The sequence below is a fragment of the Apibacter sp. B3706 genome, assembly GCF_011082725.1.
GTDB lineage: Bacteria > Bacteroidota > Bacteroidia > Flavobacteriales > Weeksellaceae > Apibacter.
Genome location: NZ_CP049715.1, coordinates 2,261,516 through 2,282,682 on the forward strand (window position 1 = coordinate 2,261,516; position 21,167 = coordinate 2,282,682).

23 protein-coding genes are annotated in these 21,167 nt (G+C 30.6%); 14 read left to right on the forward strand and 9 right to left on the reverse strand.

From position 1 onward, the window contains the following. Positions 1–171 precede the first annotated feature (171 nt). Positions 172–2,358 carry a thiol protease/hemagglutinin PrtT gene (locus G8C41_RS09890; protein ID WP_166007586.1) on the forward strand — a complete coding sequence of 729 codons (2,187 nt, stop codon included), beginning with the start codon at positions 172–174 and terminating at the stop codon, positions 2,356–2,358. 218 nt (positions 2,359–2,576) lie between these two features. Then, positions 2,577–3,770: an ADP-forming succinate--CoA ligase subunit beta gene (gene sucC / locus G8C41_RS09895; protein ID WP_166007588.1), complete on the forward strand. Its 1,194-nt coding sequence runs from the start codon at positions 2,577–2,579 to the stop codon at positions 3,768–3,770. A gap of 52 nt (positions 3,771–3,822) precedes the next feature. Here the strand turns inward: sucC and G8C41_RS09900 are convergent, their stop codons facing one another. Both G8C41_RS09900 and G8C41_RS09905 read right to left on the reverse strand, forming a co-directional pair. Beyond that, positions 3,823–4,782, reverse strand: coding sequence for an MBL fold metallo-hydrolase (locus tag G8C41_RS09900; RefSeq protein ID WP_166007591.1), 960 nt, complete (start codon positions 4,780–4,782; stop codon positions 3,823–3,825). A gap of 24 nt (positions 4,783–4,806) precedes the next feature. Further along, positions 4,807–5,325 (reverse strand): mechanosensitive ion channel family protein, encoded by a 519-nt coding sequence (locus G8C41_RS09905; protein WP_105296836.1) that lies wholly within the window; start codon positions 5,323–5,325, stop codon positions 4,807–4,809. Between the two features lie 422 nt (positions 5,326–5,747). On the opposite strand from G8C41_RS09905, the gene prfB reads away from it, so the two are divergent. Next, positions 5,748–6,866 carry a peptide chain release factor 2 gene (prfB, locus tag G8C41_RS09910; RefSeq protein ID WP_166007593.1) on the forward strand — a complete coding sequence of 373 codons (1,119 nt, stop codon included), beginning with the start codon at positions 5,748–5,750 and terminating at the stop codon, positions 6,864–6,866. A gap of 62 nt (positions 6,867–6,928) precedes the next feature. After that, positions 6,929–7,840, forward strand: a complete 912-nt coding sequence (locus G8C41_RS09915; RefSeq protein WP_166007595.1) for an SPFH domain-containing protein — start codon at positions 6,929–6,931, stop codon at positions 7,838–7,840. Positions 7,841–7,925: 85 nt separating this feature from the next. Here the strand turns inward: G8C41_RS09915 and G8C41_RS09920 are convergent, their stop codons facing one another. The 3 genes from G8C41_RS09920 to G8C41_RS09930 form a co-directional block, all read right to left on the reverse strand. Next, positions 7,926–8,285: a hypothetical protein gene (locus tag G8C41_RS09920; RefSeq protein WP_166007597.1), complete on the reverse strand. Its 360-nt coding sequence runs from the start codon at positions 8,283–8,285 to the stop codon at positions 7,926–7,928. A gap of 44 nt (positions 8,286–8,329) precedes the next feature. Further along, positions 8,330–8,599, reverse strand: coding sequence for a hypothetical protein (locus G8C41_RS09925; RefSeq protein WP_160556893.1), 270 nt, complete (start codon positions 8,597–8,599; stop codon positions 8,330–8,332). A gap of 104 nt (positions 8,600–8,703) precedes the next feature. Next, positions 8,704–8,964, reverse strand: coding sequence for a hypothetical protein (locus G8C41_RS09930; protein WP_166007599.1), 261 nt, complete (start codon positions 8,962–8,964; stop codon positions 8,704–8,706). A 164-nt stretch (positions 8,965–9,128) separates the two neighbouring features. Between G8C41_RS09930 and G8C41_RS09935 the strand changes: the two genes are divergently transcribed. Next, on the forward strand, positions 9,129–10,256 hold the full coding sequence (locus G8C41_RS09935; RefSeq protein ID WP_166007601.1) for a hypothetical protein: 1,128 nt from the start codon (positions 9,129–9,131) through the stop codon (positions 10,254–10,256). Beyond that, on the forward strand, positions 10,246–10,809 hold the full coding sequence (locus tag G8C41_RS09940; protein ID WP_166007603.1) for a hypothetical protein: 564 nt from the start codon (positions 10,246–10,248) through the stop codon (positions 10,807–10,809). Before G8C41_RS09935 ends, G8C41_RS09940 begins: the two co-directional genes overlap by 11 nt. On the opposite strand, the gene G8C41_RS09945 is transcribed toward G8C41_RS09940, so the two are convergent. The 3 genes from G8C41_RS09945 to G8C41_RS09955 are packed head-to-tail and all read right to left on the reverse strand — an operon-like array spanning position 10,779 to position 12,847. Beyond that, positions 10,779–11,348, reverse strand: coding sequence for a 5-formyltetrahydrofolate cyclo-ligase (locus tag G8C41_RS09945; RefSeq protein WP_166007605.1), 570 nt, complete (start codon positions 11,346–11,348; stop codon positions 10,779–10,781). The two genes, G8C41_RS09940 and G8C41_RS09945, sit on opposite strands and share 31 nt — an antisense overlap. A 3-nt stretch (positions 11,349–11,351) precedes the next feature. After that, positions 11,352–11,582, reverse strand: a complete 231-nt coding sequence (locus G8C41_RS09950; RefSeq protein WP_105296827.1) for a ferredoxin — start codon at positions 11,580–11,582, stop codon at positions 11,352–11,354. A gap of 23 nt (positions 11,583–11,605) precedes the next feature. Then, positions 11,606–12,847, reverse strand: coding sequence for a U32 family peptidase (locus G8C41_RS09955; RefSeq protein ID WP_105296826.1), 1,242 nt, complete (start codon positions 12,845–12,847; stop codon positions 11,606–11,608). Positions 12,848–13,031: 184 nt separating this feature from the next. Between G8C41_RS09955 and yidD the strand changes: the two genes are divergently transcribed. The 3 genes from yidD to G8C41_RS09970 are packed head-to-tail and all read left to right on the forward strand — an operon-like array spanning position 13,032 to position 15,168. After that, positions 13,032–13,271 (forward strand): membrane protein insertion efficiency factor YidD, encoded by a 240-nt coding sequence (gene yidD, locus G8C41_RS09960; protein ID WP_160541664.1) that lies wholly within the window; start codon positions 13,032–13,034, stop codon positions 13,269–13,271. 6 nt (positions 13,272–13,277) lie between these two features. Beyond that, positions 13,278–14,132 (forward strand): prolipoprotein diacylglyceryl transferase, encoded by an 855-nt coding sequence (gene lgt / locus G8C41_RS09965; protein ID WP_160556900.1) that lies wholly within the window; start codon positions 13,278–13,280, stop codon positions 14,130–14,132. A gap of 1 nt (position 14,133) precedes the next feature. Then, complete coding sequence (locus tag G8C41_RS09970) at positions 14,134–15,168, forward strand: glutaminyl-peptide cyclotransferase (protein ID WP_166007607.1); 1,035 nt, start codon at positions 14,134–14,136, stop codon at positions 15,166–15,168. A 100-nt stretch (positions 15,169–15,268) separates the two neighbouring features. Here the strand turns inward: G8C41_RS09970 and lipA are convergent, their stop codons facing one another. Continuing rightward, positions 15,269–16,126, reverse strand: a complete 858-nt coding sequence (gene lipA, locus G8C41_RS09975) for a lipoyl synthase (protein ID WP_166007609.1) — start codon at positions 16,124–16,126, stop codon at positions 15,269–15,271. 200 nt (positions 16,127–16,326) lie between these two features. Here lipA and G8C41_RS09980 point away from each other — a divergent pair, with 200 nt between their 5' ends. The 5 genes from G8C41_RS09980 to G8C41_RS10000 are packed head-to-tail and all read left to right on the forward strand — an operon-like array spanning position 16,327 to position 21,149. Further along, positions 16,327–17,331, forward strand: a complete 1,005-nt coding sequence (locus G8C41_RS09980) for an AAA family ATPase (RefSeq protein ID WP_166004733.1) — start codon at positions 16,327–16,329, stop codon at positions 17,329–17,331. A 20-nt stretch (positions 17,332–17,351) separates the two neighbouring features. Beyond that, on the forward strand, positions 17,352–18,218 hold the full coding sequence (locus G8C41_RS09985; protein WP_166007611.1) for a DUF58 domain-containing protein: 867 nt from the start codon (positions 17,352–17,354) through the stop codon (positions 18,216–18,218). A gap of 2 nt (positions 18,219–18,220) precedes the next feature. Next, entirely contained in the window at positions 18,221–19,135 is a 915-nt protein-coding gene (locus G8C41_RS09990) for a BatD family protein (protein WP_166007613.1), read from the forward strand. Next, complete coding sequence (locus G8C41_RS09995; RefSeq protein ID WP_166007614.1) at positions 19,125–20,126, forward strand: vWA domain-containing protein; 1,002 nt, start codon at positions 19,125–19,127, stop codon at positions 20,124–20,126. Before G8C41_RS09990 ends, G8C41_RS09995 begins: the two co-directional genes overlap by 11 nt. A 9-nt stretch (positions 20,127–20,135) precedes the next feature. Continuing rightward, complete coding sequence (locus G8C41_RS10000; protein ID WP_166007616.1) at positions 20,136–21,149, forward strand: VWA domain-containing protein; 1,014 nt, start codon at positions 20,136–20,138, stop codon at positions 21,147–21,149. Positions 21,150–21,167 lie beyond the last annotated feature (18 nt).

Sequence of the window (21,167 nt, forward strand, 5' to 3'; positions counted from 1 at the left end):
CCTTTTTTAGTAGTTAAAAAAATTAATTTTATAAAATGAAAATTAATTAAAATTTAAGTATATTATTATGTAATTATATAATAAATAATCATAATATATATTTTTTTTAAAAATAATTCAATAAATAATTATTTATTTTATTAAATTTGAAGATAACTGAAAAATTTTATTATGAGAAAACTTTTATTATCTATTTTACTATTATTTATATTTAGTAATTTACATTTATGGTCAAAACAAATAGATCAAGAAGAAGCAAAACGTATTGCAGAAAATTTTATTAATAATCAATTTTCCAACCTAAAAAAAAGTCAAAGATTCCAATTACAATTAGTTTATACGGCAGAGAATGAAATAAATAACTTAAAGAAAAATCATTCTCAAAAATATTACTATGTTTACAACATTGGAGCAAATCAAGGCTTTATAATCATTTCAGCAGACGATATAAATTATCCGATTATAGGATATGCCAATTCCGGATATTATGATGCAGCTAATCTTCCGGACAATTTCCAATCTTGGATGAAAACCGTAGAATTGGGTATGCAACAAGCTTTTGATAATTCAATCAAACCTACCAAAGAAATTGAAAAGGAATGGGAATTGTATAGAAATTCAAATAAGGGCATAAATACCAGGATTACTCCGCTGCAGCCTTTACTTAAAACAAAATGGAATCAAGATGAGCCTTATAATAGTCAAATACCTTATAAAGTTTATACCGGTTGTGTAGCAACGGCTACCGCGCAGATTATGAAATTTTATCAATACCCTAACAAAGGAATTGGTATCATTCCGGCCTATCAGACCACAGACCCTAGTAACAATGCAATCTATAACATTCCACAGATAGATTTACAACAATACGAATATGATTGGTCTAATATGTTAAATGAGTATTATAATTCACCCACTACCAATTATACTAATGAGCAAGCAAAGGCTGTAGGGCTTTTAATGTATCATATAGGAGCAAGTGCTCAAATGAAATATGGAGTAAAAGCAAGTGGAACTTCTAGCGAGAAAGCATTAAAATCATTGTATACTTATTTTGGTTATGATAAAAGTATAGATTATATAATAAGAGGTCGATATTATAATGGAAATTTTAATGAAATACCTATCAGTGATGAAGAATGGAATACTATCATAATAAAGGAATTAAATGAAGGTAGACCCGTCTATTATTCAGGAAGTACGGAAAATAGATCGGGACATGCATTTGTTTGTGATGGATACGATTCCAACGGACTCTTGCATTTTAATTTTGGATGGGGAGGATATCAAGATGGATATTACAATTCAAATGCCCCATTAGAATATAAATATGGCCAAAGTATAGGCATAAATATAAAACCCAATGAAGGAGGAGAAAAAGTCAATAGATATTTTGTAAATAAGCTTTCGATTTCTAAAAATAAAGTATATAAAGATGAATGTTTTGTAGAAAAACATGATTTATACAACATAAGTATAGAAGATACCATTATATATAAAAATCAATATATGGCCTTATATGATCTTAACAATACAATGGTAACCCTACTTGATGAAAGTAATCATCCGTATAATTATAACAATAATTATTATACGCTAAACAGTACTATTAAAGCGGGGAAGTATCGTTTAAAAGTTGTGGAAAAGAAAGGAGAGGCGTATATACCTGTTAAAACGGCTCAAAATGTAGATGATACAAGTATAATTGAATTACTGGATGGTGTTAAATCGCATAATCTTAATTTATTAAATAATAAAAATCTTACGGCCAACATAAGACAAGCTAAACCTAAAGATTATCTTAGAGTAGAATTTTCATTTGAAAATAATCGATGTAAACCTTTTAATGGAAAAATAGTTTTAGCTTTGACTAATGAGAAGGATGAATTGCAATATATACTTAGAGAAAATTCAGTAAATAATTTCGGAGAAGGTCATTACTATGGATCATATATAATATCAGGTTACATACCAGATGATATAGTAAATGGAGCGTATCGAATCAGAATTTTTGCACGTGAAAATGATGGTCAAGAATGGCAATTCTTGGAAGGAGCAACCGTTAATTACCTTCCCCTAACCATTGTAAATGGCAAATTGGGAATAGAAGAGCTGAAAAATAAAACGAATGAATTTGTAATCTATCCTAATCCGGTTAAAGATATTTTATATATCAAATCTTATTCAGAACAACAAATTAAATCCATTTCAATTTTTGATTTATCAGGTAAAGAAGTATTGTGTAGCAATATAGATTCTTCTAATGAGGTAAATGTGAGTTCATTAAGTTCAGGGGCTTACATTATAAAAATTCAAACGTCTAAAGAAATAATGAAATATAAGTTTATTAAAAAATAATTCATAAAATTTAATATATAAATAAGCGTTTCCCAATAACCTAAAGGAAACGCTTTTTGCTATAAAAAACTATATAAATTTGTAATGAAAATGTTTGAAATTTTATTTATATCACTGCATTACTAATTAATAAATATCTCATTTAAAAAATCTGTATATTTGTCCTTATAGCATTTAAAAAATTGAAGTAGATTAATATAAATCTAAAGTAATAAGCCATGAATTTACATGAATATCAAGGAAAAGAAATACTTGCATCATTTGGAGTAAGAGTCCAAAGGGGAATAGTTGCTACTACACCGGAGAAAGCTGTAGAAGCAGCTAAAGAAATGAATGATCAAACAGGTACCAAATGGTGGGTGGTAAAAGCTCAGATTCATGCAGGAGGAAGAGGAAAAGGAGGAGGAGTTAAATTGGCAAAATCTTTGGATGAAGTTAAAGAAATCACCTCCGAAATCATAGGAATGAATCTAATCACTCCCCAAACACCTAAAAAAGGTAAGAAAGTTCATCAGGTATTTATTGCGGAAGATATGTATTATCCCGGAGAGGGTAAAATTGAAGAATTTTATATGTCTGTTTTATTAGACAGAGTGAAAGGAAAAAATGTAATTATATATTCTACAGAAGGAGGTATGGACATTGAAACGGTAGCAGAAAAAACTCCGTCACTTATATTTAATGAAGAAATAGACCCATCGGTTGGTTTACAAAATTTTCAAGCAAGAAAAATTGCTTTTAATCTCGGATTGTTCGGAGAGGCGTTTAAAAATATGGTAAAATTTGTGACTGCATTATATAAAGCTTATATAAAAAGCGATGCTACCTTATTCGAGATAAATCCAGTTTTAAAAACATCAGATAATCAAATTGCGGCAGTAGACGCAAAAGTTACCATTGATAGCAACGCTCTTTTCAGGCATCCAGAATATGTGAAATTAAGAGATATAAGAGAAGAAGATCCAACTGAAGTACTAGCAGGAGAGGCAGGATTAAATTTCGTAAAACTAGAAGGCAATGTAGGATGTATGGTAAACGGTGCCGGATTAGCTATGGCAACGATGGATATCATTAAACTTTCAGGAGGAGACCCGGCAAATTTTTTAGATGTTGGGGGAACTGCTGATGCTGAAAGAGTAGAAAAAGCATTTAGAATAATTTTAGCGGATGATAGAGTACAAGCGATACTCGTAAATATATTTGGAGGTATTGTTCGTTGCGATCGAGTAGCGCAAGGCATTTTAGATGCCTATAAAAATATGAGTGATTTTATAAAAGTTCCAATCATAGTACGATTACAGGGAACTAATGCAGAAATAGCTAAAAAAATGATTGATGAAAGTGGATTAAAAGTTATATCTGCTCTTACCTTAGAAGATGCGGCAAATGAGGTTACAAAAGCTTTAGCATAATCATAAAAATAAATAGTAAAAAAGGCTATCAATGGATAGCCTTTCTTTATTATTATTGTAAAGGAGTCAAAAAGGGATAAGTTAACCATTGAAAGCTATTGGAATTTGTTTTTTTGACATAGCCAATACCCGGATAAGGAAGATGATAACCAAAAACAAGGGTTTTATCCCTGCTTAAAGTATCAAGAACGGAAATACGTGTTTTAACTGCCAAATCAAAATTCCAGTCAAAAGATGTTCCCCATTCAGGATGTGGGAATAATAATACTCCATAATGAACTAAATCAGCAATATGGACCAATGATTCATTGTTGGAATAAATTGTTGAAATAATATGTCCCGGAGTGTGTCCCGGAGCTAATGAAAATGTAATGCAATTTAAAATGGTTTCCTTATCCTTGATAAATTTAATTTTCGATTTTATCGATTTTAATTTAGTACTGATTGCTTTAATACTTTCTTTTAATTCAGCTTCATTTCCTGATCGTTTAGACTTTGAAAAATCCTGTTTTTTACCCGTCCAGAAATCATATTCTTTTTTAGTTAAATAAATAGTGGCATTCGGAAAAACCGGTTTATTATCGGCAACTAATCCTCCAATATGATCTAAATGAGCATGAGTAATCACAATATCTGTAATTTGTTCCGGTTTAATACCGACCACAGATAGGGCGTTAAGCAATTTTCCACCATTACCATTAATCTCTCCCGTTCCGGTGTCAAATAAAATTAAATGGTTATCCTTTTTTAATAATAATACATTTAAGGCCAATTTTAATTTATCGGTAGGTAAATAATTGTCTAAAAGTATTTTATTAACATCTTCGGCTTTTGCTACAGGTGCTATTTCAGGTTGTACCGAGGGATTATAAAAGTAACCATCGGTAAGTAATACTCCTTGAATATCACCGATTTTCAAATTTTGGAATCCGGAATTATTAAAATTTTGAGCAGATGTAACCCCGGTAACAAAAAGGGTAAATACAATTAATTGATTTAAAAAGTTTTTCATATTTAAAGGTTTTTAAAGATTTCATTAGGAAGCTTTTAAAGTTAATATGGCTTTTTGTAAAATTAAGTTATTCGGAAAAGTTACCGGAAATCCATCATCGGTACGTAGCACAACATAGAAAGCCTTAATATCTTCAACAGTTGCGGTGATTGGATTATCTTTATCAATAATTTTTATAATGTCTCCTATCCGAAATGGAACTGTGAAATAGATGATAAAACCCGCAGTTACATTGCTTAATAATGACCATTGGGCAAAAAAGGCGACACCTACAATTGCAAAAAAAGAGGCAAATGTAGCAAATATCCATTCCGGAGTAACTCCCCATATGGTTATAAGAAGAACAAAGCCCAAAATATTAATTAATATACTTGAATATTTAATCACTACTCGTGTTCGTAATTCTTTAATATGGGTATGATTACCATATTTTAAAATTATTTTATTTATAATAAGTTTTAAAAAATATATCCCCATAATAACAATTATAGTAGCTATTAATTGAAGGTGATAATCTTTAAAAAATTTACTTAATAATTCCATTTTATATTATATCGTTTGTTTTGTTTGTAAATATTCTTTGTAAACTAGTTGTATGCTGTTGGAAAGGCATTTTTTTCTCAAAATAAAAAAATCAATACTACTTTTTTAGAAAAAAATGTTTAGCTTACTTTATATATACACATAAGTTTTAAGGCTCATTTAAAAAAAGAAATATTCTCCTAAGATGAAATGTCTTATTTACAATACATTATTTATTATTAATGATAAGTTCGGCATTATGGTATATAATTATTATGAACTCGTTAAAACGAAGGCAAATTTACAAACAAAATTCATCAATTTTTATTTAATTTAGAACTAATTTATCAGATTATAAAAATTTAATACCGGGATATGTTGAATTATATTATTTCATACGGTATTTTAATTATAAAATTTTACATTGTATTTTTGTACTACTTATGATTACTCAAGAAAATCTAAAAGAATTACAGACAAGGATAAACGATTTGTATGAATACTTAGAAATAGAAAAAAAGCAAGTAGAAATACAAAATGAAGAAGAAAAATCTGCAGATCCTTCATTTTGGGAAGATCCAAAAGAAGCAGAAAAAATATTAAAACAATTAAGAGCCAAAAAAAAATGGGTTGAAGAGTACCGGGAAATCCACGCACAATATGAAGACTTAGTGGTTTTATACGATTTTTTTAAATCAGGAGATGTTTCCGAAGATGAAATAAATTCTCATTATCAGACAGTTGTTACTTTGCTTGAAAATATAGAATTTAAAAATATGTTATCATCTGAAGGAGACGATTTAAACGCTGTGATACAAATAACAGCAGGAGCAGGTGGTACCGAAAGCTGTGATTGGGCGAGTATGCTCATGCGTATGTATATTATGTGGGCAGAAAAACATAATTTTAAAGTGAAAGAGCTTAATTATCAGGCTGGAGATGTAGCAGGTGTAAAAACTGTAACATTAGAGATTGAAGGAGACTATGCCTTTGGTTATTTAAAAGGAGAAAACGGAGTGCATCGATTGGTTCGAATTTCACCGTTCGATTCCAATGCAAAAAGACATACCTCTTTTGCTTCTGTGTATGTGTATCCTTTAGTAGATGAATCCATTGAGATTCAGATTAATCAAGCTTCGCTTTCATGGGATACGTTTCGTTCCAGTGGAGCCGGTGGACAAAATGTTAATAAAGTGGAAACAGGAGTTAGATTACGCTATAAATATAAAGATGATGACACAGCAGAAGAAAAAGAGATCATCATTGAAAATACAGAAAGTAGATCCCAACTACAAAATAAGGAAAAAGCATTGCAATTATTAAAATCACGCTTATTTGAAATTGAACTTGAAAAAAGAAATGCGAAACGCGATGAAATAGAGGCGGGTAAAATGAAGATAGAATGGGGAAGTCAGATAAGAAATTATGTAATGCAGCCCTATCGATTGATTAAAGATGTTCGAACAGGTACTGAAACTTCAGATGTTGACTCAGTTATGAATGGTAATATAGATGATTTTTTAAAGTCCTATTTAATGTTGATGGGACAGAGACCTCAATAAGATACGATAAAATAAAATTATTTATATTTGTTTTTAATAAAAATAAAAATATTTGATAAATTATGGGTATTATACTACTATTTGTTCTATTTATATTATTTTTTTTAGGCGCGCCTATATTTGTTGTAAAGCAACAAACATCAGTAATAATTGAAAGATTTGGAAAATTTAATTCCTCACGAAATGCTGGGATTAATTTTAAAGTTCCTTTCATAGATAAGATCGCAGGAAGAGTTAATTTAAAAATCCAGCAATTGGATGTAATGATTGAAACAAAAACAAAAGATAATGTATTTGTTCACCTTAAAGTTTCAGTCCAATATCATGTAGTTCAAACAGCTGTGTATGATGCATTTTACAAATTACAAAATCCATACGAACAAATCACTTCTTATGTTTTTGATGTAGTACGTGCTGAAGTTCCTAAATTACGGTTAGATGATGTATTTGAAAGAAAAGATGACATAGCAATTGCTGTTAAAAGTGAATTGCAAGAAGCGATGCAGAGCTATGGGCACAGCATTGTAAAAGCCTTAGTTACAGATATAGATCCGGATGAGCAAGTTAAACAAGCAATGAATCGTATAAATTCAGCAGAAAGAGAAAAGGTTGCTGCAGAATATGAAGCAGAAGCAGAGCGTATAAAAATTGTAGCTAAAGCCAAAGCAGAAGCAGAAAGTAAACAATTACAAGGAAAAGGTATTGCTGATCAAAGGAGAGAAATCGCACGAGGTTTAGAGGAATCAGTTAAAGTATTAAACGGAGTAAATATAAACTCACAAGAGGCCTCTTCTTTAATTGTAGTTACTCAACATTACGATACATTAAGCTCGATAGGAGCCAGTTCTCGATCTAATTTAATATTGCTGCCCAATAATCCGAGTGCAGCAAGTGATATGTTAACTAATACAATCACTTCTTTTGTAGCTTCACAAAAAGTTAGCGATCAATTAAATGATAAACGATCCATGTAATAAAATTAATTAAAGAATATAAAAAAGAGGCATTGATTTCCAATGCCTCTTTTTTATGAAAATATATTAGATATTTATCCAAAAATTATTTTTTAGTGGCCTCCTTAATATCATTTTTAGAATCCTCAGCAGCATTTTTCACACCTTCTTTAGCGTTATTAGCTGTTTCTTTGATATTATGGTTTTGATCGTTTGCTTCGTCCTTAACTTTATCAACAGTCTTGTCTAAGCTTTCTTTAGCTTCATGAGCTGTTTCTTTTATATGAGCGGTAGCAGAATCGGTAAAATTTCCAATTTTTTCACCTAAAGTCGCTGTATCTTTTGCAAGAGAATCAGCAGTTGAACTAGAGGCATCTACATGATTAACTTGTTTTTTTTCACAAGCAATAAAAGAAATAGAAGTAATAGTAGCAATAGTTAAGATGTTTAAAATTGTTTTTCTCATAACGATAAATTTTTAAATGATTTTTTTTGAAATTTAATTTATTTTTAGTTGCTCTCATCTAATGCTGAGCTGGGAGCAATTTCTTGCTGAGGTTGAGCATTCATGCCCGGGATAGCAGGATTGTTATTGTTCTTAAGGTTAGCAGAACTGTCTATAGGAGGAGCCGGCGCTATTTCTTGCTGAGGCTGAGCATTTAGTCCTTGCACGGAATTTATTTCATTAGTTTTATTTTTATGATTATTTTCACATGCAATGAAGGAGCTAGTTATACTAAGTAACGTGATGGCAGTAAATTTCAAAAAATTTTTATTCATCACTTAAGGTTTTTGTTAAGTTTTAAAAAAGTAAAAATTTACTTTCAGAAAAAAGGCTACAAAAAAGTTGTAACCTTTTGTGAATTTTGTTTAATTTAAACAAATTATTTTGCTTTTTCAGCTTCCTCAGCTTTAGGAGCAGCAGCTTCTTCAGCTTTAGGAGCTTCAGCTTTAACTGTGTCTGTTGCAGGAGCTTGAGTTTGAGGAGCTTCTTCAACCGCAGTAGAATCAACAGCTGGAGCAGCAGTTGCAGTAGAATCAGTTGTAGCAGCAGCATCACTACTAGCTTGTTTTTTATCACATGCGATGAAAGAAGTTGTTGCAATAACAGTTACAGCTGCAATGTTTAAGATTAGTTTTTTCATTTTTTAGTTTTTTTAATTATATATAATTTAAATTAGAGAAACAAATATAGGAGAGTTAAACTTTGTTGCAAGATTCAAATGCTTGTAATATTTTTGTAAAAACTGTTTTTTGGATTTTACAAAAAATATATACTGATTATCAGTGTGTTAAAATTATTTTACAAATGAAGGGTCAGGAAAAAATACTTTTTGAGCAATTAAAAAAGGAGGTTACCCAAACCTTTTTAGAAGATTTTCCTACCTTAAATCCTGACATTTCAAAATGGAAAGGATTAGACATTATATATTTTCAAGAACATTTAAGACAGAAAGTTAGAGGAAACGTTAGCGAAAAATGGTTCTATACCTATTTTAAATCTTCATTTGAAAAATTACCCAGAATTGATATGCTCAATTTATTAACTCAATATTGTGGATATAAGAGAGGATGGACAGAATTTCAGGAAAAATATCAATCTAAAATATCTCAAGACAATCTAACTTCACATGTGACGAATGAGCCATTGATAAACAAAACCGTTGGCGATGATAAAAAAAAATTTTTAGAAAATGTAGAGGTAAAAACTAATGGTTATGATGATGAAACTATACAAACAGAATCTTTAGGCATAAATGTATCTAAAAATAAAAATCATTCGTTTGGCATTAAAAAATTAATATATATACTGTTAGGATTGATCACATTATTAGTTGTAGTTTTTTCAGTAGATAAATATTACGAATATAGAAATACCTTCAAGTTTTGTTTTTATGATGCCGATAGAAGCTCTTTAATAAAATCCAAATTAGAAATAATTATCCAAAAAAATGGAGTATCTCCTGAATATTATACTGTTACTAACGGTTGTTTTACCTATCGATCATCAACAGACACTCTCAAAATGACTATTAGCTCACCGATGTATAAAAAGGAATCTTTTGTAGTCGGACTTAAAGAAATAAGAGATAAGGGAGAAGAGAATAATAGAAACTTCAAATTGAGACCTGATGATTATGCTATCATGTTATATTATTATTCAACAGGTGTAAACGATGCAGATGAAAATAAAAAATCGCAATTAATAAAACAAAGAAAAGAAGAATTAAATAAACTAATCGCTGATGATGCACTTATTTATCAAGTATACGATAATGAATTATTTGGTGTTGAAGTGCTGGATAAGAAAAAATACATTGACTTTATGACTACTCCTACTACCTCACTCAAAAATTATATTCTGATTAACAGTCAGATTAATAAGAACAAAAAAATAGATTTAATTAAATTCAAAATACAAAAAAATGAAAAATAAGCATATAATTCAAATTATTATAGTTTTTCTGATAATAGGTTTTGTAGCTTGTAAGAAGGAAAAGTATTACGAAGGAGAAAAAGATCCCATTAAAATAAAAGAATATAACAACAAAAATTATTATGCTTCTGAAAAAATGGATTCATTGGCAGTAATATCACATATAACAGAACAAAAGTTACAAGAAGTTTATGATTTAGCTATTTTAGCAACCGAAAATAAATCAAACAAAGATATTGATACTCTTATAGTTTCACAATTAAAAGGATATTTTCCTAAAAAAGACACGGTGTATGTGAGTAAAATTGTGAATAATTTGGATTCTTTAAAGGTAAAATATGTTACAATTGAACTTGAAAAGAAAAAATCAGATACCACTACTATTCTAAATGATTCAATAGGAGTAGTACATTATAAGGTTCATTATTATAATAATAAGAAAAAATATTTCTCTACTCAGAGATCCCAAGCAAATTATATTTTAAAAAAGAATCCGGAAAAATTTAAATCGGAATTTAAATTTTACTTTACCTCAATTGGAAAAACCGAATAATAATTGGGAGTTATAATATAATCCAAAGGTATATCCGATCTTGAAATATCGTTAATTGAATCCAAGGGTTCAAAAAAAGAAAGTCCAACTTTAGTAGAAGAAAGGTGGTTTTTAAGGAAGTTGTCATAATATCCTTTACCATATCCTACGCGGTTTCCTAAAATATCATAAGCCAATAAAGGAGTAAATATGCAATCTATATTCTTAATTTGTATATTATCTTGATCTGTCGGTTCAGGGATTCCCCACAAATTTTTTTCAAGTTTAGTTTCAGGAGTAAGTTCAAAATGTAATAAAGAATTATGATGGACTTTGGAGCAATAAACCTTTTTTTGATTAGCCCACAAATAATTTAGTATGAAAGAAGTATCAACCTCCTTTTTGTCAGAAATGGTTAAGAAAATATGGTAAGAATTGTAGTCGGACAAAATGGATTTTTTCCACTGTAAAAAAATTTGCTCAGATTTAGATAATACCTGCTTTTTCGTAAGCAAAGATCTTAACATTAGAAAATTCTTACGAGCCTCTTTTTTTAACATGAATCATATTTTTTTTACAGAAATAATTTTAACAGGACAGGCTTTAGCCGCTTTATCTGCAGCCTCAAAACAATTGTTATCAGGATTTTTTAAAGTGAAAAAACCCTTTTTTTCAGTAGACCTTAGTAAAACAGATTTTCCATCTTTTTTAGACATGCGGAAATTTTCAGGATCAAACTCCGAACAATAATTGCATCCTATGCATTTATCTCTTTGCAATGTAATGATTACCATATTTTAATTAAAAATTCGAAAATCTACGCTTTAACAACTTTATATAATTTATCGGACGGACGTATTTTAAAACCAATAGGTAAAGTAAGTATATCTCCCTTTTTAGCTTCCTGAGCGGGTATATCATCGACCATCATCGAAGAAACTTCAGCTTCTTGTGAACCGGTAGTAGGTCCCTGAATTAATATTTTATCACCAACATTTAAACTATAAGCCTCAATCTCAAATTCACCAATTTTAGTTTTCGGGTAAAAATGTCGACCTTTTCCAATATAAACCTTTTTTTGTGTAGCATTAGATCCCGGATTATCAGACCATTCCCCTAATTTTTGCCCAAGATAATAACCGCTCCAAAATCCTCGGTTATAAACAGTTTCTAACTTTTTCATCCATTCGGCTACTGCTTCTTTAGTAAAAGATCCGGAAGCAATGGCATCAATGGCTTCACGATAGCATTTAGTTACAGTAGCTACGTATTCCGGCGCCCTTCCTCTACCTTCTATTTTCAATACTTTTACCCCGGAATCAATAACTTGATCAAGAAAATCAATTGTACATAAATCTTTAGGGGACATCATATATTCATTATCGATTTCAATCTCAAAACCGGATTCTTGATCGATAACGGTGTATTTTTTTCTGCAATTTTGCTTACAAGCTCCTCGATTAGCAGAAGAATTATGAGAATGTAGACTCAAATAACATTTCCCCGATACAGCCATGCACAAAGCGCCATGTCCAAAAATTTCAATTTCAACTAATTTTCCACCCGGGCCTTTAATTTGTTCTTTATTAATTTGAGAAGTGATCTTTTTAACTTGACTTAAGCTCAATTCTCTGCTTAAAACCATAGTATCGGCAAATAAAGAATAAAATTTTACCGTTTCAATGTTGGTAATATTTATTTGGGTTGAAATATGAACTTCCATTCCAATTTGTCTCGCATAAGCAATAACCGCTTGATCCATGGCAATAACTGCTGTTATGGAAGCAGATTTTGCTCGATCCAAGACAGTTTTTATTATGGATAAATCGTGATCATAAATAATTGTGTTCAAGGTCAAGTAGGTTCGTACCCCTTTTTGAGAACATCTTTTGGAAATTTCTTCCAAATCGTCTAAAGTAAAATTAACAGATGAACGCGCACGCATATTTAATTGCTCGACTCCAAAATAAATTGAATCTGCACCATTATCCAAAGCTGCTTGCAATGATTCAAAATTACCTGCCGGACACATCAATTCTATCTTTCCACTTTCTGTCATTACTGAATTAAAATTTTACGCAAAAATAATAAATATAACCTATATAAAAAGAAGCCTTTATTTAGGTTGGTAAACCATGATTAAAACCTTTCAATATTTCCCAGTTAATTTTAGCCTGTTAAATATTTATTAACGCATAATATCATCTTAGAGAAAACCGTATCTTTGTAAAGAAATTGATATAATGATAAGGAAAATAGCAATATTCCCACTAGTTGTATTAATACGCTTTTATCAGATCGCTATATCTCCTTGGATGGGAAATAATTGCAGGTTTACTCCCACCTGTTCCGCATATATGTTGGAAGCATTAAAAATTCATGGACTGTTCTATGGATTTTGGTTGGGAAGTAAACGTATTTTTCGTTGTCATCCTTGGGGAGGAGAGGGGTACGATCCGGTGCCACATAAAAAACATAATTAAAACTAGATGAATCAACTTTTATATATTACTTGGGATCCGAGTTTAGGTATACATATAGGCAGCTTTACCTTAAGATACTACAGCTTGATGTATGTTATTGCTTTTGGCTTAGGTTTTTATCTCATGGAATTTATTTTTAAAAAAGATAAGGAAGATAAAAAATTATTAGATCCCTTGTTCATCTATATGTTTTTGGCCGTAATAATTGGAGCTAGATTGGGGCATGTGCTTTTTTATCAAAAACAATTATTTATACAAGATCCATTAGCAGTTTTCTTACCCATACGAACTAAACCTCATTTTGAATTTACAGGCTATTCAGGATTAGCCAGTCATGGAGCTGCTATAGGAATTCTAATTTCTTTATATCTATTTACAAGAAAATATTTAAAACGAACTTTTTATTGGATATTAGACAGAATAGTTATTCCGGTTTCCATAGGAGGAATGTTTATACGTTTTGGAAATTTTTTTAATTCGGAAATTATTGGAAAGCCTTCTTCACTTCCATGGGCTGTACTTTTTATTCAACAGGATACCGATGAATACGGAAGTATTGTTCCACGCCATCCCTCTCAATTATATGAAGCCTTTGGCTATTTACTTTTGTTTATATCCCTTATGTTTATCTATTTAAAAACCGATAAAAAGAAATATTCGGGTTGGATATTTGGATATTTTTTAATTGTACTTTTCGGTATCAGGTTTATCGTAGAATTTTTTAAGGAACCACAGGGAGAAGAATATATTAATTGGCTGGGATTAAATACCGGACAATGGTTAAGTGTACCCTTTATTATCGCAGGAATTTGCATACTAGTTACCGCAAAAAATAGGATTTATACATCAAAAGCAATATAAAATGAAAAATCTAATAACAAAACTAATACTATGTTTGCTGATTGTTATAAGTATAGTGGGTTGTAAAGATCCTAAGAATATAAGTATTAGTACCAATTTCGATAAATTAGATGATAAACCCTTACACATAGGAGATAAATTACCTTTAGAATTTAATACACAAGATGGAATTATTGATTCGTATAGTATTAAATTGAATGATCAAACATACGATAAAAAAAATATTACTTTAAATGAATCCAATGCTAAGTTGGGAACAAATTATATAGTACTCACAATCAATTATAATGGAAAATATAAAAAAGAAATTGATGCAACTTTTACCGTGTTTCCAAACGAAAAAGAAAAGGATCTACATTATAAATTGATTCAAGAATTTCCGCACAATCCTGAATTATTTACACAAGGATTTACCTATAAAGACGGATGGATTACGGAAAGTTCAGGACTTTATGGGAAATCATTATTAGTTAAATATAAATTAGGTTCAACTTCTTACTCTCAAAGCGTTAAAATAGACCCTAAATTTTTCGCAGAAGGGTTTGCCTTGCTAAATGAGAAATTATATTTACTTACTTGGAGAGAAAAAAAAGGATTCATTTACAATGCATCAGATTTTAAACTTTTAAAAGAATTCAACTATCCGGGTACTTTATATGAAGGTTGGGGAGCAACAACCATAGGAGATGAAATGGTTGTTTCTGACGGGTCTTCTGAATTAAAGTTTTATGATAAAGATTTTAATTTAAAAAAGAGTATTTCAGTGATTGGTTATGAAAATATTTATTCTAGGATTAATGAATTGGAGTACGCTAACGGATATATTTATGCCAATGTTTTCGATGAACCAATCATTTTAAAAATTGATCCTAGTACAGGAATTGTGGTTGCTAAAGCAGATTTTTCGGATTTAGTTAAAATGAACCAAACCAATGAGGAGGCTGTTTTGAATGGGATTGCCTATGTTGATGGAGATACTTTCTTAATTACTGGAAAACTATGGTCTAAAATTTATAAAGTTGAATTTACGAAGTAAGTAAAATGATTTTTCTAGTGAATCGTGATTATAGCTAAAATATAATTTTAGAAAAAAAACACCATTTCCATTCTCTATATACATTAACTTAAGGGATCGTTTAATTTACATGTTTTTCAGCATGATAAGATGAGCGAACTAGCGGGCTGCTTTCAATATGTCTGAAATTTCCTAAACTTTTAGCGTAATCTTCATAATCTTTAAACTGTTCCAACGAAATAAATTCCTTTACAGGAAGATGCTTTTTACTAGGTTGTAAATATTGACCGATCGTGATTACATCAACTTGGGCGTCATGTATTTCTCTAATAGATTCATAAACTTCAGAAGGTTTTTCTCCAAGACCTAGCATAATTCCTGTTTTCGTTCTTCGTTGCCCTTGTTCTTTCATATATCGGAGAACTTCCAAACTTCGATCATATTTTGCCTGTATACGTACTTCACGGGTTAATCGTCTAACCGTTTCCATATTATGGGATATGACATCAGGAGCAGCTTCCAGAATTCTATTTATATGCCTGTGAATTCCTTGGAAATCAGGTATTAAGGTTTCCATGGTTGTGTTGGGACTAATTCTGCGTACCGCTTTTATGGTTTCTGCCCAAATAATAGATCCCATATCTTTAAGATCATCACGGTCAACGGAAGTTAATACCGCATGTTTAATTTTCATTAATTTAATAGAACGCGCAACTTTTTCGGGTTCCTCCCAATCAATTTCAGAGGGGCGCCCTGTTTTAACACCACAAAACCCACAACTTCTGGTACAGATATTACCCAAAATCATAAATGTCGCAGTGCCTTCACCCCAACATTCTCCCATATTTGGACAGCTTCCACTTTGGCAAATCGTATTAAGCTTATATTTATCTACAATTCCCCTAAGTTCTTTATAATTCTTACCGGAAGGCAGCTTAACCCGAATCCATTTAGGTTTTGTTATTGTTGACGAGTCCATAAAACAAATTTATATCGTACAAAGTTAGTAACTTTATTACGGATAATTATTTAAGCTATAAATATAAAAAAAATATAATTATATAATTATACTGCTATAAATATATAAAATTAGGAGTTTTAATATAAATTTTAACGATTTATTAGCAGCACAATTAGAATAAAATAGTGAACTTTGCAGCTAGCTAATTTTTAGAAAGCATGGAGTATACATCGACTTCCGAAGATATAAAAATTATTATTGAAAAAGTACGGGAAAAAAGCAAAGATTTTAGTTTACTAAGTAAAGAAATAAATCAGGTGATCGTTGGTCAAAAATACATGATTAACCGCCTGTTAATTGGTTTATTAAGTAACGGTCATGTTTTATTGGAAGGTGTTCCCGGATTAGCAAAGACTTTGGCAATAAAAACACTTGCAGAGGCTCTTGATGGAGAGTTTTCTCGAATTCAATTTACGCCTGATTTATTACCTGCGGATGTTTTAGGAACCTTAATATATAATATGAAAGAAAACGATTTTTCTATTAAAAAGGGGCCTATCTTTGCTAACTTTATTTTGGCAGATGAAATTAATCGTTCTCCGGCTAAGGTTCAATCAGCTCTGTTGGAAGCCATGCAGGAAAAACAGGTAACCATTGGAGATGAAACATTTAAATTGAAAGAACCTTTCTTGGTTTTGGCAACACAAAACCCTATAGATCAAGAAGGAACTTATCCACTCCCTGAAGCTCAAGTCGATAGATTTATGTTAAAATGCGTTGTTTCTTATCCTGATTTTGAACAAGAAAGAACAATCCTTAGACAAAATATTTCAGGAGAAAAACATGAGGTTAAGAAAATTATCACTTTAGAAAAGATATTTGAGGCGAGGGAGTTGGTGAAAGAAATTTACATGGATGAAAAGATTGAAAGTTATATCCTAAATGTGATATTTGCTACCCGTTATCCTGAAAAATATAATATGCCAAATCTTAAACCTTACATACTTTTCGGCTCTTCACCTAGAGGTAGCATAAGTATGGCATTGGCGGCAAAAGCAAATGCTTTTCTAAACCAAAGAGGATTTGTAGTACCGGAAGATGTTAAATCCGTTGCCAAAGATGTCCTTCGTCATCGCGTCGGAATAACCTATGAGGCAGAAGCAGAAAATATAACTTCCGAGGATATTATTGATCAAATTCTCAGTTCAGTAAAAGCTCCGTAGTATTATAAAAAATAAAAAAATTGACGACAGAAGAACTTCTAAAAAAGGTAAGGCTTATTGAGCTAAAGTCTAAAAGAAGAATTAATTCAATATTCTTAGGGGAATATCACAGTTCTTTTAAGGGCATAGGAATGACATTTTCAGAAGTTCGTCAATACCAATTTGGAGACGATGTCAGAAAAATTGATTGGAATAAAACAGCCCGTTTTAATGAACCTTTTGTAAAAATATTTGAAGAGGAAAGAGAAATGGTATCTATGATTTTAATAGATATTAGCGCCTCGATGAATTTTGGAACCAAAAAACAATTAAAAAAAGAATTGGTTGCTGAAATAGGAGCAACTCTTGCTCTTTCTGCCATTAAAAATAATGATAAGGTAGGGTTGGTTTTATTTTCGGATAAAATTGATTGTTTTATTGCTCCCAAAAAAGGAAATGCTCACATTGTAAGAATCATAAAAACGATTTTAGAAGCAGAGCCTAAACATACTAAAACAGATTTATCGGTAGTTTTTGATTTTATTATAAAAACTATAAAAAGAAAATCTACCATTTTTCTTATATCTGATTTTGATGTCACCTATTTTGAAAGAAATTTACGGATATTGACTAAAAAGCATGATATTACAGGGATTCGAGTTTACGATCGTTGGGAGAAAATATTTCCCGATATGGGCTTAATTTATCTTGAAGATTTAGAGACAGGAAAATTGCAATGGGTAGATACTTCTTCAAAAACTGTTCGAGATAAATATTCAGCATATTATCAGCGATTAACTACTACAACAGAAAATGCATTTATTAAAAATGGTGCCGGTTTTGTAAATATTCCTTCCGAAGGTGATTATATAAAAATATTGTTTAATTATTTTAGAGGACATCATTAATTGTGAAGTTTAAAATTTTCATAGTATATTTTTTTATAGCAGTAATACTTATTCGTGCACAAATCCCTGTTTCCAAAATTTCAACAGATAATATAAAATTTGGAGAACCTATTGTTTTAAAAATAACAGTTAAAACCGGTCAAAAGGATACCATAATTTTTCCAACGATTACAGATACACTCAGTGAAAAATTTGAAGTTTTAAGACAAAAAAAAGATACGCTAAGAAAAAACAATTCTATTTTTATAAGTGACAGTATAATTTTTTCAGCTTATGAAGAAGGAACTTTTTCGGTTCCGCCTCAAAGAATTTTAGTCAATTCAAAAGAATATTTTACTCCTTCCTATAAAGTCACGGTAGCTCCTGTTGTTACGGATAGCGTAAAAACTCCTTTATTCGATATTAAAAGTATTGTACAGATTCCTAAAAATGTATGGGATTATATACAGCCTTACCTAGGGTATGTACTAATATTACTTGTAATCCTAGTATGTGTAATCATCTATTTGATAAGAAGAAAGAATAAAAAATCGGAAACCCATAAAAGCGAACCGGATGTATTAGCCATTAAAAGATTGAAAAAGCTCAAGAAGTCTAATTACATAGCTAAAGATTTATATAAAAAATATTATTCAGAATTAACGTCCATAATAAAAGAATATATGGAAGCTCGTTGGAATTTTCCGGCAACCAAACTTTTATCTGATGATTTGTTGGAGTATTTAAAAAAAGAAAAATGGATAGATGAAAATGAAATTGAAAATCTGAGCGGTATTTTCAAAACTTCAGACTTGGCAAAGTTTGCGAAATATAAACCAACTCCGGAAGAAACGAAATTACATATGGAAAAGGCAATTAATTTCATAAATCTTACTAAAACAGATTCACCTAAAATAAAGCTGCAAGATGAATCATAATATACTGTTTGGTTATCCTTGGATGTTGCTTCTTTTACTGGTAATACCCATTTTTATATATTTAAAATTTAGAACGAAAGTTAAGACAAAGGCGGTATTGATACCGAATGTCTCTGCTTTTAAATCGGAAAAAAATTATAAAACATATTTAAGGCCTTTATTATTTTGGATACGTTTGCTTATCCTAGCATTATTAATATTTGCCATGGCAAGACCTAAAGTTATAGGCACCTCGCAAGTTTACCAGAGCGATAAGGGGATAGATATCATGCTGACTGTTGATGTTTCTTTAAGTATGTTAGCAAAGGATTTGAATCCGGATAGATTATCAGCACTTAAAAAAGTAGCGCAGAAATTTGCATTAGAAAGATATGTTGACCGAATCGGGTTAATTGCTTATTCCGGAGAAGCACTTACTATGGTTCCTCTTACGGTAGACAGAAAAATTCTTATTCAACAAATTGAAAATCTAAGAACGCAGACACTTGAAGGAGGAACGGCTATAGGGGTGGGCTTAGCTACAGCTGTCAATCATCTTAAAAAAAGTAAGGCAAAAAGTAAAGTAGTTATTTTAATGACAGACGGAGTAAATAATGACGGATATGTAGAGCCAATTGTTGCAGCAGATATTGCAGCTGCTGAAGGGATTAAAGTCTATACCATAGGTATCGGTACTAATGGCTACGCATTATTTCCTACTCAAATAGACCGCTTAACCGGAAAAATTTATTTTGAAAAACAAAAAGTGGAAATTGATGAAGATTTATTAAAGAAAATAGCCCAAAAAACAGGCGGAGCCTATTTTAGAGCTACTGATGTGGAAAGTCTTCAAAATATTTACAATAGAATAAATAAATTAGAAAAATCAGATATAAATGATTTAAAATATTATAATTATAAAGAGAAATATAGAATATTTCTATTTCCTGCATTAATACTTTTGTTACTAGAATTATTCTTAAGAGGCTTTGTAGTTAGAAGTATAAATTAAAAAGATATTATGAATTGGCAGTTTGAGAAAATATCATATTTTTATTTATTGTTATTCATACCCTTTCTATTATGGAGATTACTATATCTCATAAAATGGAAAAAGTCCAAAATAAATCAATTTGCTGAACCAAGTTTTCAAAAAATGATTTTTGGAAAGGTAAATTATTCAAAATTTATTTTAAGTAATATAGGAATAATTATAGCCTATATCCTGATGATTTTAGGATTAGCTAACTTTTTAGGAGGAACAGAGAAAAAAGAAGTAAAGAGTGAAGGAATTGATTTGGTTTTTGTAATAGATGTCTCCAAATCCATGAATGCAGAAGATATAGCTCCTTCAAGATTGGAAAAAGCCAAAAAAATTGTTTGTGATTTTTTATCTAAACTAGGGGGGGATCGAGTAGGAATAGTAGCATTTGCAGGAAATTCCTATCCCATTATGCCTTTATCCAGTGATTATAGCGTTGCTCAGCTCTACTTAAATGGTATTGATACTAATCTTATTACAACCCAGGGAACAAATATAGCAGATGCCGTTTTAAAAGCTTCCACTCTTTTATCTCAAACCTCCAATACATCCAAAGTAATTTTTATAATATCTGATGGAGAAGCCCACGAAGGAGACGTTAAACGGGCAATAAATACGGCAAAGAAAAATAAAATTTCCATATTTTCCGTAGGGGTAGGTACAACTCAAGGAGCCCCCATTCCTTTATTTTATGAAGGTAAATATTCAGAATACAAAAAAGATGATAATGGGGATATTGTATTAACGAAATTGCAAGAAAGTACATTAAAACAATTGGCAGCAGGAACCGGAGGTAAATATTTCTATGGCGGTCATAATACAAAAGATGTTGTTAATAAGCTATTTAAATCCATGTCCACCTTAGACAAAACTAACCAATCCGTAAGTATTAATTACGACACAAAACAGTATTTTCATTATTTTATAGGAGCCGCATTTTTAGTTATTTTTATTGTTTCTTTAACAAATTATAGGAGAGATTTTATGATTTAATCTTAGTATCTTTGTTAA